The sequence below is a fragment of the Virgibacillus necropolis genome (assembly GCF_044793635.1).
Classification (GTDB): Bacteria; Bacillota; Bacilli; order Bacillales; family Amphibacillaceae; genus Virgibacillus_F; species Virgibacillus_F necropolis_A.
Window position 1 is genome coordinate 3,846,800 of sequence record NZ_CP084992.1, and the last position, 14,497, is coordinate 3,861,296.

At 36.9% G+C, this 14,497-nt stretch carries 12 protein-coding genes; 7 read left to right on the forward strand and 5 right to left on the reverse strand.

What is annotated here, in order from left to right:
- Positions 1-114 precede the first annotated feature (114 nt).
- From rnjA to def, 3 genes are all read right to left on the reverse strand, one after another.
- Complete coding sequence (gene rnjA / locus LG329_RS19045) at positions 115-1,782, reverse strand: ribonuclease J1 (protein WP_404452448.1); 1,668 nt, start codon at positions 1,780-1,782, stop codon at positions 115-117.
- A 3-nt stretch (positions 1,783-1,785) separates the two neighbouring features.
- Positions 1,786-1,995: a DNA-dependent RNA polymerase subunit epsilon gene (locus LG329_RS19050; RefSeq protein ID WP_404452449.1), complete on the reverse strand. Its 210-nt coding sequence runs from the start codon at positions 1,993-1,995 to the stop codon at positions 1,786-1,788.
- Between the two features lie 633 nt (positions 1,996-2,628).
- Entirely contained in the window at positions 2,629-3,180 is a 552-nt protein-coding gene (gene def, locus LG329_RS19055) for a peptide deformylase (protein ID WP_404452450.1), read from the reverse strand.
- A 187-nt stretch (positions 3,181-3,367) separates the two neighbouring features.
- Between def and LG329_RS19060 the strand changes: the two genes are divergently transcribed.
- The 5 genes from LG329_RS19060 (at position 3,368) to lpdA (ending at position 9,268) form a co-directional block, all read left to right on the forward strand.
- A complete protein-coding gene (locus LG329_RS19060) occupies positions 3,368-4,048 on the forward strand; it encodes a YkyA family protein (protein ID WP_404452451.1) in 681 nt (226 codons plus the stop codon).
- Between the two features lie 388 nt (positions 4,049-4,436).
- Positions 4,437-5,519: a pyruvate dehydrogenase (acetyl-transferring) E1 component subunit alpha gene (gene pdhA / locus LG329_RS19065; protein WP_404452452.1), complete on the forward strand. Its 1,083-nt coding sequence runs from the start codon at positions 4,437-4,439 to the stop codon at positions 5,517-5,519.
- A gap of 3 nt (positions 5,520-5,522) precedes the next feature.
- Positions 5,523-6,500, forward strand: a complete 978-nt coding sequence (locus tag LG329_RS19070; RefSeq protein ID WP_404452453.1) for an alpha-ketoacid dehydrogenase subunit beta — start codon at positions 5,523-5,525, stop codon at positions 6,498-6,500.
- 23 nt (positions 6,501-6,523) lie between these two features.
- Positions 6,524-7,855 (forward strand): dihydrolipoamide acetyltransferase family protein, encoded by a 1,332-nt coding sequence (locus tag LG329_RS19075; RefSeq protein ID WP_404452454.1) that lies wholly within the window; start codon positions 6,524-6,526, stop codon positions 7,853-7,855.
- Positions 7,856-7,858: 3 nt separating this feature from the next.
- Positions 7,859-9,268, forward strand: a complete 1,410-nt coding sequence (lpdA, locus tag LG329_RS19080; protein WP_404452455.1) for a dihydrolipoyl dehydrogenase — start codon at positions 7,859-7,861, stop codon at positions 9,266-9,268.
- Positions 9,269-9,848: 580 nt separating this feature from the next.
- Here the strand turns inward: lpdA and LG329_RS19085 are convergent.
- Entirely contained in the window at positions 9,849-11,372 is a 1,524-nt protein-coding gene (locus LG329_RS19085; protein ID WP_404452456.1) for a BCCT family transporter, read from the reverse strand.
- A 286-nt stretch (positions 11,373-11,658) separates the two neighbouring features.
- Here LG329_RS19085 and LG329_RS19090 point away from each other — a divergent pair, with 286 nt between their 5' ends.
- Together LG329_RS19090 and LG329_RS19095 are read left to right on the forward strand one after the other, a co-directional pair.
- On the forward strand, positions 11,659-12,528 hold the full coding sequence (locus tag LG329_RS19090) for a polysaccharide deacetylase family protein (protein ID WP_404452457.1): 870 nt from the start codon (positions 11,659-11,661) through the stop codon (positions 12,526-12,528).
- Positions 12,529-12,713: 185 nt separating this feature from the next.
- Positions 12,714-12,812 (forward strand): GapA-binding peptide SR1P, encoded by a 99-nt coding sequence (locus LG329_RS19095; RefSeq protein ID WP_404452458.1) that lies wholly within the window; start codon positions 12,714-12,716, stop codon positions 12,810-12,812.
- A gap of 59 nt (positions 12,813-12,871) precedes the next feature.
- Here the strand turns inward: LG329_RS19095 and LG329_RS19100 are convergent, their stop codons facing one another.
- Complete coding sequence (locus tag LG329_RS19100) at positions 12,872-14,341, reverse strand: aminotransferase class I/II-fold pyridoxal phosphate-dependent enzyme (RefSeq protein ID WP_404452459.1); 1,470 nt, start codon at positions 14,339-14,341, stop codon at positions 12,872-12,874.
- Between the last annotated feature and the right edge of the window lie 156 nt (positions 14,342-14,497).

Genomic DNA, 14,497 nt, shown 5'->3' on the forward strand with positions numbered 1-14,497 from the left:
AGGAAGTCCAATAGTCGCTGGACGCTGGAGCTAGACAGACTTTCGTTTATACTTTTCTTGCGTTTAAAAAAGCGCAATTGCCTTTTATAAGGCAATTGCGCTTTTGTTTTTTGATTAAACTTCCATTATGATCGGTAATACCATTGGTCTACGCTTTGTTTTTTCAAATAAGAATGGTGCAATTGTATCTGTAATTTCATTTTTAATTTCTGACCATTGTGTTGTTCTTCTTTCCATCACTTTATTTAAGTGGGAGGAAACCAGCTTTTGTGCCTCATTGATAAGGTCTTCTGATTCACGCATGTATACAAACCCGCGTGAAATGATATCTGGCCCGGCAGATATTTTAAATTCCTTCATATCGATACTCACGACTACGATGACAAGTCCTTCTTCGGAAAGAATACGTCTATCACGCAATACAATATTACCGATATCTCCAATACCGCTACCATCTACATAGACGGAACCAGAAGGAATTTTACCGGCAACCATTGCATTATCTTTGCCAAGTGCAAGTACATCACCAATATCCATAACAAAACTGTTTTCAGGTTTAACGTCACAAGCTTCAGCAAGCTTTGTGTGTTCCTTTAACATACGATATTCACCATGAATTGGCATGAAATATTTAGGTTTAATTAAACGCAGCATCAGCTTTTGTTCTTCTTGGCTTCCATGTCCTGATGTATGAATATTACTTAATGGACCATGGATGACTTCAGACCCGGCACGATATAATTTGTTGATTATTCGACTAACACTCACATTGTTACCTGGTATTGGTGAAGATGAAAATACAACTGTATCGCCAGGGATTGTTTGGATTTGTCTATGTGTTCCATTTGCGATTCGTGATAATGCTGCCATTGGTTCACCTTGAGAACCAGTACAAAGTATTACGACTTCCTGTGCTGGAAGGCGGTTTATTTGATGCGCATCGATAAATGTTTCTTTTGGTGCGGTAATATATCCAAGTTCTTGTCCAATAGCAATGGAAGATTCCATGCTACGTCCAAAAACTGCCACCTTACGATTGTGTTTTACTGCACCTTCTACAACCTGTTGTAGTCTGTAGATATTTGATGCAAATGTAGCAAATATTAATCTGCCAGTCGCACGACTAAAAACATCGTTAATGGTACCGCCAACAACACGCTCGGACATTGTAAATCCTGGTACCTCACTGTTTGTACTGTCAGAAAGGAGACATAGCACACCATCCCTACCAATTTCAGCCATTTTCGCAATGTTCGCAGGTTCGCCGACTGGAGTAAAGTCAAATTTGAAATCTCCTGTATGCACAACATTACCTGGTGGTGTTTTTACAACTACACCATAAGAGTCGGGTATACTATGTGTAGTTCGGAAAAAGGATACAGATGTTTTACGAAACTTGATTACATCTTCTTCTTGTATTGTGTTTAATTTAGCGTTACGTAATAATCCATGCTCATCTAATTTTTTTCGAATTAATTCAATTGCAAGCTTACCTGCATAGATTGGTACATTAATTTCACGTAATAGATAGGGAATTCCACCAATATGATCTTCATGACCATGTGTGACAATTAGACCCTTAATTTTGTCTTGATTTTGTATTAAATAGGTATAATCAGGGATTACATAATCAATTCCTAATAATTCATCCTCTGGAAATTTAATTCCAGCATCGATTAATATAATTTCATCCTGAAATTGGATCGCGTATGTGTTCTTGCCAATTTCCCCTAATCCACCCAATGAAAATACTGCGGTTTGGTCATTCTTTACAAATTTCATAGGTTACACGTTCTCCACTGTGAATTTTTCCGATTTCTTTTCATACGCTAAATGTGCATCGTTTAATTGTTGGATGAATTCAATATTATAGTTACGATTCACTAATTTATCGCGTACTGCCCGTTCTGTTTCTGCCTCTACATAAAGACTATTCGTTCGTTCACGTACAGGAACTTCCGTATTCAATTCCTGATAATATACTTTGTAAACCATTTCATCTCTCCTATCAATTTCTTTATTTTTGGGTATAAGAATAATTGTATCCGTTAGTTCAGATAACAATAATCCCTATGCATGGATTATTTTTAACATTATTTAATAGAGCTGACGATGGATAGACAGCTGTTTCACTTTACAATATATAGAAATGAATCACTAGCAATTAGAAAATAAATTTGCAGGCGTGATACTTTCTGTTTTGTAATCCGCTCGTCAACCATAATAAGTTTCAAAACTGTCCGTAGCAAGTATTTACTGCGATTGGCTTTATTTATGGTAGTCTTTCTTATAAGTTGTTGGTACTCGTCCTCGGCCTAAAAAATCCTTCCAGCGTTTCTTTAGCTTTTCTTTTAGGCGTTTTAACATGACTTCATGCATCTCCTTTCATAATCTTAAGAAAGCAACAAAAAGTTCTACCGATCCAATCCCTCTTATCTATAGTATAGTACTGTTTGACCAATATTGAAATAAAAAACCATGATTTATATGAAAAAATTCATTTTACTGGCAGTAGTTGTAGGATTAACGCAATATAACTGTTCTATTATTTTTCACCTAGAAAGAATTATTATTCAACTTGGTCATAAAAAAACCTACCCTGTTTGAATATAGCAGGGTAGGTTTGAATTAATCAATTGCTTTCGCGTTTTCCGGAGCTAATAGTGGATTATCTTTATTGATGTGATCATAAAACATCACGCCATTTAAATGATCGATCTCATGCTGGAAAACAATTGCGGCGTAATCACGAAGTCTTAGCTTTATTTCATTACCTTCGAGATCAGTTGCCTTCATTGTAATTCGTGCGTATCTCGGAACATAGCCTTCCACACTCCGGTCAACAGAAAGACATCCTTCACCACTAGCCAAATAAGCTTTTTCAACAGAATGGCTGACAATTCTCGGGTTGATTAACCCGTAGCTGTATTTTTTCCCATTTGCATCATCAAAATGGATAGCAATCATTCGTTTAGCAATTCCTAATTGTGTTGCAGCAAGTCCCACACCTGGACGTAATTCATAGGTGCGTGCAATTTCATCATCCTGACTATTTTTAAGGAATAATAGCATATCTTCTAGAAGATTCTGATCTTCATTGGTAGGCGGAATTGAAACATCCTTCGCAATTTCGCGTAATGCAGGATGCCCTTCTCGTACGATGTCGTTCATAGTTAACATATGGTCTTCACTCCTAATTTGTACATAATTTTTTATTTTACCATAAATACTACTTAATACTTATAAAAATGATATAGTTACGAATAACATATTTCTGGCGCTCATACATATGTTATACTACATCATATAAAAAATAGATTCTTACATTTAATTTATTATTGTACAGGATGAAGGAGGAATCGCTCAATTGTTATACAGAAAGATTGCCATCATTATATTAATAAGTGTAATTGCAATGTTATCCGCGTGTAGTGGCGCATCAACATCTGAAAAGATATATGATCATTTAGAAAAAGCAGTAACGCTTGAAGAAGCGTTTGAAAAACAGCAGGATGAAATCGTAAAGCTGGAGAAAAAAGAGCAGGAACTTTATAGTAAACTCATCAATCTGGGCATGGATGAGTTTGACAAAATAAAATCAGTTGCACAAGAAGCAATTGGTGTCATCGAAAAGCGTAAAGATAAAATTGAAGTAGAAAAAGAAAGTATTGACGCTTCTAAAGAAGAGTTCAACAAAGTGAAAGAACTTATTGGAGAACTTGAAGAGGAGAAAGCAAAAGAGAAAGCAAATAAAATGTATGATGTCATGATGGATCGATACGATGCATATTACAAACTTAATGAAGCATATACTCAATCACTTAAACTAGAAAAAGAATTATATTCCATGCTTCAGAAAAAAGATCTGAAACAGGAAACTCTAACCAAACATATCAAAAAAATTAATGAGAGCTATAAGAAAGTCTTAGAAGCAAATGAGAATTTCAACACCTACACTGAAAAATACAACAAACTGAAAAAAGAATTTTATGAAGCAGCAAAAATTGAAGTGAAATATGAAGAAGAAGCTAAAAAGAAAAATGAATAGTTAAGTTATTAGGAGCTAAATCCTGTTCAGGGTTTAGCTCTTTTTTCATGCATTGAATCAACCCGAATTAGTACAGTTAGACAGTTTATATATAACAGTTAGATAAATTGAAAGAAATTCTTATAATCTCGCGAAAAATATATAGAAATAAAAGCAAAGTGATTGACCAAGTTGGTGTAAATGAGCTAAACTCTATTTATATTACTATTGTACCAATGATTTTTGTGATGATTATGTAACAGTTTTTGAGGAATCTAACGAAAAAGATTAGTGGAATTCAAAATAGGGAATATGAATAGGAGCAAAAACGGTACAGATTTTTTCACATATTGGGAAGGCTAGAAAAGACAAAATAAATGGTTATAAGGAAAGGAAGAGGTGAACTATTTTGAAACACGTACTTGAAAGTGTTGAGAGTCAGTTCGAAATGTTCCAGATTCTAGATGAAAATGGAAAAGTGGTTAATAAGAACGATATGCCTGATCTTTCAGATGATGATTTGAAGGAGCTTATGCGTAGAATGGTTTATACTCGTATGTTAGACCAACGTTCTATTGCGTTAAATCGTCAAGGTCGTTTAGGTTTTTATGCACCGACAGCAGGGCAAGAAGCTTCACAGTTAGGAAGTCAATTTGCCTTAGAAAAGGAAGACTATATTTTACCAGGTTATCGTGATGTTCCACAGCTTATTTGGCACGGTCTTCCGTTGTATCAAGCATTCTTATTCTCAAGAGGGCATTTTCATGGTAATCAATTCCCTGAGGATGTAAATGCAATGAGCCCACAAATCATTATTGGTGCACAGATCACGCAAGCTGCGGGTGTAGCATTAGGAATTAAGAAACGCGGCAAAAAAGAAGTTGCTATTACTTACACAGGAGATGGTGGTACATCTCAAGGTGATTTTTATGAAGGAATGAACTTTGCAGGTGCATATCAGGCTCCAGCGATTTTCTTTGTTCAAAATAACTATTTTGCTATTTCTGTTCCTGTAGAAGAGCAATCAGCTGCGAAAACATTAGCACAAAAAGCTGTTGCGGCTGGTATTGAAGGAATTCAAATCGATGGAATGGACGTTCTTGCTGTATATGCAGCGACTAAAGATGCTAGAGAACGTGCTGTTAATGGAGAAGGCCCTACATTAATCGAAGCATTAACTTATCGTTATGGTCCACATACGATGGCTGGGGATGATCCGACACGTTACCGTACTGAAGACCTTGATAACGAGTGGGAGAAAAAAGATCCATTAGTGCGTTTCCGTAAATTCTTAGAGGGTAAAAAACTTTGGTCAGAAGAAGAAGAAAACAAAGTAATCGAAGAAGCAAAAGATGATATTAAGAAAGCTATTAAAAAAGCGGACGAGTATCCAAAACAAAAGGTAACGGACCTTATTGGAAATATGTTTGAAGAACTTCCTAACAATCTTCAAGAGCAAATGGAAGAATACAAAGAAAAGGAGTCGAAGTAAATCATGGCACAAATGACAATGATTCAAGCAATTACTGACGCAATGCGCACTGAATTGAAAAACGACGAAAATGTGCTTGTGTTCGGTGAAGATGTAGGACAAAACGGTGGAGTATTCCGTGCTACTGAAGGTTTACAAGACGAATTTGGTGAAGAACGTGTATTTGATACACCACTTGCTGAATCAGGTATCGGTGGATTATCAATTGGACTAGCACTACAAGGTTACCGACCTGTGCCAGAAATTCAATTCTTCGGTTTCATATATGAAACAATGGATGCGGTCAATGGTCAAATGGCTCGTATGCGTTACCGTTCAGGTGGATCTAAAACGGCACCAATTACGATTCGTTCACCATTTGGTGGTGGGGTTCATACGCCTGAGCTTCATGCTGACTCTCTTGAAGGATTGATTGCTCAACAACCAGGTATCAAGGTTGTTATTCCATCAACACCACATGATGCAAAAGGACTTCTAATTGCAGCAATTCGCGATAATGATCCAGTTCTATTTTTAGAACATATGAAACTATATCGCTCATTCCGTGGTGAAGTATCAGAGGAAGAATATACGATTGAATTAGGTAAAGCAGATGTTAAACGTGAAGGTAAGGATGTAACAGTACTTTCATATGGTGCAATGGTACATGCATCATTAAAAGCAGCAGAAGAATTAGAGAAGAATGATATTGATGCAGAAGTTATCGACTTAAGAACAATATCACCAATTGATATCGATACGATTATTGAATCAGTTAAGAAAACAAATCGTGTTGTTTTTGTACAGGAAGCACAACGTCAAGCAGGTATCGCTTCACATGTTATTTCTGAAATACAAGAGCGGGCAATTCTGCATCTTGAAGCACCAATCTTACGTGTGACAGCACCAGATACTGTTTACGCATTCTCACAAGCAGAAGAAGTATGGCTACCAAATCATAAAGACATCGTAGATAAGGTTAATGAAGTAATAAACTTTTAATTAAAGGATGGGAGGTAGTAATTATGGCATATAATTTCAAAATGCCCGATATTGGTGAAGGAATTCACGAGGGCGAAATTGTTAAATGGTTTATTAAAGAAGGCGAAGAATTAAAAGAAGACGACGTGCTATGTGAAGTCCAAAACGATAAAGCTGTTGTTGAAATTCCTTCTCCTGTAGAGGGAACAGTTAAGAAGATTCATGTTGATGAAGGATCTGTTGCAATAGTTGGTGATACACTTATCACACTTGATGCTGAAGGCTATGAATCAGATGACGAAGAAGACACAGAAGAATCAACTGCAGATGAAAAAGAAGAAAAAACAGAAGAACCAAAAGAAGATTCTTCAAAAGACGATAAAGCCGAGTCTAAAAAAGAAGAAAAAGAAACTACTAAAGAGGATGAGCCGAATTCATCTGACGACAGGCGAGTAATTGCCATGCCATCAGTAAGAAAGTATGCTCGCGATAACGATGTATCTATCCAGGAAGTAAGTGGTTCTGGTAAGAATGGTCGTATCCTTAAAGATGATATTGACAGTTACTTAAATGGTGATCAAAAAGCAGAATCACAAGAAACAACAGAAAAAGATGAAGGTGAACAAACAGAGAAAAAATCTGTTTCTAAAGATACTTCAGCACCAAAAGGTGAATACCCAGAAACTCGTGAGAAAATGAGTGGTATTCGTAAATCAATCGCAAAAGCTATGGTTAATTCAAAAACGAAAGCACCACATGTTACATTAATGGATGAAATAGATGTAACGGAATTGGTTGCACACCGTAAGAAATTTAAGGCTATTGCTGCTGAACAAGAAATTAAATTAACGTATTTACCATATGTTGCAAAAGCACTAGTGTCTACCTTGAAGAAATATCCAATCTTAGGTGCAGCAGTTGATGATGAAACAGATGAGATCATCTACAAACATTATTATAATGTCGGAATTGCGGCAGATACAGATAAAGGTTTATTAGTACCAGTAGTAAAAGATGCTGATCGTAAATCAATCTTTGCTATCTCACAAGAGGTAAATGAATTGGCAGATAAAGCACGTAATGGTAAACTTGCATCTGATGATATGAAAGGCGCAACAAGTACAATCACGAATATTGGGTCTGCTGGAGGACAATGGTTTACACCGGTTCTTAACTATCCAGAAGCAGCAATTTTAGGAATTGGACGCATTGCTGAGAAACCAGTGGTACGTGATGGAGAAATTGTTATTGCTCCAGTATTAGCGCTATCATTGAGCTTCGACCACCGTATTGTTGATGGTGCAACTGCTCAACTAGCATTAAATCAAATTAAACGTTTATTGAACGATCCACAATTAATTATGATGGAGGCGTAAATTATGGTAGTAGGAGATTTCCCAATTGAATTAGACACATTAGTTGTTGGCGCAGGACCTGGTGGCTACGTAGCTGCCATCCGCGCTGCCCAATTAGGTCAAAAGGTAACAATTGTAGAAAAAGGTACTTTAGGTGGGGTATGTTTGAATGTAGGATGTATTCCTTCTAAAGCAATGATTCAAGCAGGACACCTAACTGAGCACGCCCACGGCAACGAGGAGCTTGGAATTAAAACGGAAAATGTATCTGTTGATTTTTCAAAAGTTCAGGAATGGAAGGGTAAAGTTGTTAATAAACTTACTTCCGGTGTTGAAGGTTTGTTAAAAGGAAATAAAGCAGATATCGTTAAAGGCGAAGTATATTTTGTAGACAAGAATACAGCTAAAGTAATGGATGAAAAGAATTCACAAACTTATACATTTAACAATTGTATTATTGCAACAGGATCTTCACCAATTGAAATTCCAAGCTTCAAGTTTTCTGATCGAGTACTCGATTCAACTGGCGCTTTGAATTTAAAAGAAATCCCTAAGAAAATGGTCGTTATTGGTGGGGGATACATTGGAACTGAGCTAGGTTCTGCGTATGCTAACTTTGGTACGGAAATTGTTATTTTAGAAGGTACTAAGGATATTCTAGGTGGCTTCGAGAAGCAAATGACACAAGTTGTTAAGAAACGTCTTAAGAAGAAGAATGTTTCTATTATTACGGAAGCTATGGCTAAAGGCGTAGAAGAATCAAAAGATGGTGTGAAGGTAACGTACGAATCAAAAGGTAAAGAAGAAACAGTAGAAGCAGATTATGTATTAGTTACTGTTGGCCGCCGTCCAAACACGGAAGAATTAGGCTTAGAACAAGTTGGAATCGATCTAGATGACAAAGGACTTATTAAAATTGATAAGCAATGCCGTACAAACATAGATAACATATATGCAATTGGTGATATTGTAGCTGGACCACCACTTGCACATAAAGCTTCCTATGAAGGTAAAGTTGCTGCTGAAGCAATTAGTGGTGAAAAAGCAGAAATCGATTATATCGGTATCCCTGCTGTCGTATTCTCTGATCCTGAGCTAGCATCAGTTGGATATACTGAAAAAGAAGCAAAAGATGCGGGATACAAAGCAAAAGCATCAAAATTCCCGTTCGCTGCTAACGGTCGTGCATTATCATTAAATGATAGTGATGGATTCCTTAAATTAATTACTAGAGAAGAAGATGGGCTGGTTATTGGTGCTCAAATCGCAGGTCCAAATGCTAGTGATATGATTGCGGAGTTAGGTTTAGCAATTGAAGCTGGAATGACCGCTGAAGATATTGCATTAACTATCCATGCGCATCCTAGTCTTGGTGAAATAACTATGGAAGCTGCAGAAGTAGCTATGGGTACTCCAATTCATATGATGAAATAAGTATTCACATTAAAAAGAGTTAGGCGGCCAATGCGCTTAACTCTTTTTGGTTTGGCTGTAAAAGATAGTTGTTTTTGCCTCGAAATCTATATTATACGTCGTAATCGATATATATTGCGACGTAACCAAAAACCATGTTCAGTGGCCTGCGATCGCTACGGAAAAATCACTACGCTTTCCGCGGGCTCGCGCTGAGCCTCCTCGCGAGCAAAGACCGCTCACTGCGGGGTCTCATCGTCTTCACTGTTTCCGCAGGAGTCTCCGTGTTTTTCCTTCGCTGGTGTCTGGAAGCAGTACTATATAGCTCCTTTCACTATTACGGCAGTTGATTGGAGCGGAGGATCGTTGACTCCTGCGGGAACAGCACGAGTCTGAAGACCCCGCAGCGGTGGTCTTCCGCGAGGAGGCTGAAGCCGTGCCCGCGGAAAGCAACGGTCCGCAGCGGAAATCAACCAGCACTTACGTCGCAGTATATATCAACTGCGTGGCTTAAATTGCAACAAAACTTACGAAAAGAGACTTTAGATTATACAGTAATAAAAAGCCATTCGCTGAATAAAATAGGCGAATGGCTTTTTTATTATTTATTTTTTCTTCTTAAATCAGCCTGTTTTCCTTCTTCTTTAAATGATTTAAGCATAGAGAATACAATTAATATCATTATGATTGTAAATGGGAATGCTGCAATAATGGAAGCGGTTTGTAAAGCCTCTAAACCACCTTGCCATAATAGAACGGCTGCAGCCCCAGATTGTATTAACCCCCATACTAACTTCACCGTATTTGGTGGATACAGGCTACCACCAGTTGTTTGCATACCCAGTACAAAGGTTGCCGAATCTGCTGATGTGATAAAGAATGTACTGATTAATAGTATCGCAATAATTGACATAACTGTTCCAAGTGGAAATTCTGCCAGTACAGCGAATAATGCTGCTTCTGTTCCAATATCATTAACAAAATGAATAATATCGGTGTCCTGGAAAATTTCTAAATAAATAGCTGAACCACCGAAAACAGAAAACCAGAGTGCACCAAATATTGTAGGAACCAATAAGACACCCAGTACGAATTCTCTTATTGTTCTACCACGGGAAACTCGTGCGATAAATGTACCGACAAATGGTGCCCATGCAAGCCACCATGCCCAATAGAAAATAGTCCAGCCTTTAATCCAGGTATCTTCGGTATCAAATGGAGTCATTCTAAAGCTCATTCCCGGAAGGTTTTGGATATAGCTACCAAAAGTATTGGTAAATAGGTTCATAAGAAAGCCAGTTGGACCTACAAAAAGTAAAAAGGCCATTAGCAGGATAGCCAGTACTACGTTTGCATTACTTAAATATTTAATCCCTTTATTTAAACCGGTCATTGCTGAAATTAAGTACAATATAGTAACAATAAATATGATAATAAATTGCATGGTAACTGTTTGATCCCATCCAAAGACAAAGGAGAGACCACCACTAATTTGTATTGCACCAAATCCAAGAGATGTTGCGACCCCGAAAACGGTAGCAAATACAACGATAAAGTCAATCAATGTACCCCATGGGCCTTTCATTCTGTCACCGAAAAGGGGCTCAAGAATAGCACTTACTAAACCTGAAGATTGTTTTCTAAACTTGAAGTAGGCTAGCGCTAAAGCGATTGTTGCATATATTGCCCATGGGTGGAGTCCCCAATGGAAGAAACTATATTGTAAAGCTGCTTTAGCTGCCTCAACGGTTCCACCTTCGCCATATGGTGGTGTATGAAAGTGTTCGAGTGGCTCAGCAGCACCCCAGAACACAAGCCCAATCCCCATACCTGCACTGAAAAGCATAGCGAACCAACTTATGTAGGAATATTCAGGCTTATCCCCTGGTTTCCCAAGCTTTATATTCCCATATTTCGAGAAGATAAGAAAAAGCGCAAAAATTAGAAAGCCAGTTGCACTTAACAAATAGAACCAACCAAATTTAGTTACGATAAAACCCTGTATTGCAGTTGTTACATCGTTTAAGTTTGCATTTGGTAAGACATCTTTTGGAATAATACCCCAAATGATGAATAATATCGCGACTATTGCTGAAATGTAGAAAACACGTGTAACTTTTTTCATAAACCTAATCCCTTCTACTTATATTTGTCAAATTTTGATAAAGTAAATATGCACAATAATGTATTAAAACACAAAGAAGATAATAGTTCAACTTATGTACTTACTATTTCCGGATATAAAAATAAAATTCTAATTTAAATACTTTATCGATATTTAATTACCCACTTTTAACTATGAATAAACACGGATTGGGTTAAGAGCTGTAATATAGTGCTGAAAAACTATAGCAAATTCCTGTCACAATTCGATATAATAATACTATGGTTCACATAGATCTTAGGGGGAAATGAAATTGAAAAAAGTATTATTAATATGCATTCTATTATTTGTTATTTTCATAAGCGCTTGTTCGGAAGAAAAATCATCTGAAAGTGGAGAATCAGAAAATCAAGAAGATAAAACAAAGGAGGCAACAAAAAAACAAGAGGATCCAGAAAAGAAGAAAGAAAAAAAAGACAAGGAAGAAAATAATCCTGAAACACCAGAAGCTACAAAGCCAAACTATAAGGTGAATCAGGAAAATTGGTTAGTTCAGCCATTGAAGAAATCAATTAATGAAAAGGTCGTATTACTAACAATTGATGATGCACCAGATAAATATGCGGTTGAAATGGCGAAAACATTAAAAGAGTTAGATGCAGGTGCAATATTTTTTGTGAATGGTCACTTTTTAGAAACGCCTGAAGGAAAAGAGAATCTAAAAAAGATTCATGACATGGGTTTTATGATTGGTAATCATACATATAGTCACCCGTTTTTACCTGACTTAACAAAAGAGGAACAAAAAAAAGAAATCGTTCGAGTTAATAATATGGTGGAAAAAATAATTGGAGAACAACCGTTGTTTTTCCGTGCCCCTAATGGAGCAAATACAGCGCACACGAAACAGATTGCAAAAGATGAAGGTATGGTATTAATGAATTGGTCATATGGGTATGATTACTTTAAACCTTACATGAATGCCGAAAAACTTACTAAAGCGATGGTTACTGGGAAAGCTCCAGAAATTGATATTCCATATAGTCTTCTTAAGCCGGGTGCTAATCTTCTAATGCATGATCGTGAATGGACCTCGGCAGCCTTGCACGACATCGTAGTTGGACTTCGTGATCAGGGTTATGAAATTGTTGATCCACATCTTATTAAAACAAACTAATGACGGGAGCAGTCACTCAGAATAATGAGTGGCTGTTTTTTTGTGCTTTAATGAACAAAATACGGTACGAATTAATAGTATGTATTATAAATAAGTAAGTTATACTAATTAACGGTTGTATTTCTTAATGTGACACATTATAATAGTTACATGATATCATATTAAATACGAAGGAGTTGGGCTGAATGGGCACAATCATTTGTCAAGACTGTCAACAAGTTATAGAAAATTTTGATGATGAGAAAGTAACAACCCTTTATGGCGCTTGTCCGACTTGCAAATAAATAATTTAAAACGCGTTGCATAATAATTTATGCAACGCGTTTTTTACGTATTTCATGATTTATTTAAACGGACGATGTTCCTTAATAACATGTATGGTTTTTAACGACTCATCTTGAAGACCTTGTACTGGCAATCCATTCTTAATATTTTTCTGAATGTATGCTATATTCTCTTCTGTAATAATTTCTCCCGGGATAAAAATTGGTATTCCAGGTGGATAAACCATGATCGACTCTGCGCTAACTCTTCCAGATGACTTTGAAAAGGGGATCACCTCTGTTTCAGCATAGAAGGCATCACGGGGTGATATAGCAAGTAATGGTATATCAGGTATAGATACAGTAACTTCTTTTGTTGTACGTTGGTCCACTTTTGCATTAACCAGTTGTTTTAATGCAGTTTCAAGTATATTTATTGTATCCATCGTGTCGCCAGGTGTAATGATACAAAGTAGGTTGTATAAATCAGATAGTTCTACCTCAATCGCATAATTTTCCCTTAACCATACCTCGGCATCATAACCAGAAATACCTAACTCTTTAACAGATATGATTAATTTTGTTGGATCAAAATCAAATATCGCTTCACTTCCAATAATCTCTGAACCAACACAATATAAATGAGGTATATTAATGGCATTCCTTGCATGGTTCGCTAATTGTATGGCACCTTCAACAAGTTCAAAACCATTTGTTGCTAATCTCTTTCTAGCTACGTCGAGTGACGCCAATAGTATATACGAAGTAGATGTAGTTGTAAGCATAGACATGACGGTCTGTACGCGTTCATGTGATACTCGATCGCCTTTGAGATTTAAAACAGAGCTTTGTGTAAGCGAACCACCTAATTTATGGACACTGGTTGCGGCCATATCCGCACCAGCCTGCATGGATGATAATGGTAGATCATCGTGAAAGTGAATGTGTACACCATGAGCTTCGTCGACTAGGACTGGAACATTATACCTATGTGAAACCTCCACTATTTCCTGTAAATCTGCAACAATTCCAAAGTATGTTGGATTAATTACAAGTACAGCTTTCGCATCAGGATGAGCTTCTAACGCATGGCGAACAGCAGTAGGTGTAATACCGTGTGATATACCCAGTTTGTGATCGAGTTCAGGATGGATAAAGATAGGTGTTGCGCCTGAAAAAATAATCGCTGATGTTACTGATTTATGAACATTTCTTGGTACAATAATTTTATCGCCAGGACTGCATACGCTTAAAACCATCGTCATAATCGCACCGCTAGTTCCCTGAACAGAGAAGAATGTATAATCTGCCCCAAATGCTTCTGCCGCAAGTTCGTGTGCATCCTTAATCATGCCATGTGGATGATGCAAGTCATCTAATGGTTCTATATTAATAAGGTCTATTTTAAATGCATTTCTACCTAGGAAATTACGAAACCTTGCGTCTACAGCATTTCCTTGTTTATGCCCAGGAATATGAAATTGGGTAGGGTTTTTTTCTATGTGTTGCAATAAACCATCAAATAATGGTGTTTGTGATTGATCGTTCATCGTTAGCACTTCCATCTATAAGTATTAAAATATCCAAAGTAGTATAGCAAATTATTATCCATAAATCTAGTCTCCATAAAGTAGCCAATTTTAATTATCTTATGCTAGCATTAGTGTATGAATATAAGAATAATTGGATTCTCAGGGGAGATGTAA

Bases quoted from the DNA above. Each gene is read 5' to 3' on its own strand.
- rnjA (WP_404452448.1), bottom strand. From the start codon at position 1,782: ATGAAATTTGTAAAGAATGACCAAACCGCAGTATTTTCATTGGGTGGA.
- LG329_RS19050 (WP_404452449.1), bottom strand. From the start codon at position 1,995: ATGGTTTACAAAGTATATTATCAGGAATTGAATACGGAAGTTCCTGTA.
- def (WP_404452450.1), bottom strand. From the start codon at position 3,180: ATGTTAACTATGAACGACATCGTACGAGAAGGGCATCCTGCATTACGC.
- LG329_RS19070 (WP_404452453.1), top strand. From the start codon at position 5,523: ATGGCACAAATGACAATGATTCAAGCAATTACTGACGCAATGCGCACT.
- LG329_RS19075 (WP_404452454.1), top strand. From the start codon at position 6,524: ATGGCATATAATTTCAAAATGCCCGATATTGGTGAAGGAATTCACGAG.
- lpdA (WP_404452455.1), top strand. From the start codon at position 7,859: ATGGTAGTAGGAGATTTCCCAATTGAATTAGACACATTAGTTGTTGGC.
- LG329_RS19085 (WP_404452456.1), bottom strand. From the start codon at position 11,372: ATGAAAAAAGTTACACGTGTTTTCTACATTTCAGCAATAGTCGCGATA.
- LG329_RS19090 (WP_404452457.1), top strand. From the start codon at position 11,659: ATGAAATTGAAAAAAGTATTATTAATATGCATTCTATTATTTGTTATT.
- LG329_RS19095 (WP_404452458.1), top strand. From the start codon at position 12,714: ATGGGCACAATCATTTGTCAAGACTGTCAACAAGTTATAGAAAATTTT.
- LG329_RS19100 (WP_404452459.1), bottom strand. From the start codon at position 14,341: ATGAACGATCAATCACAAACACCATTATTTGATGGTTTATTGCAACAC.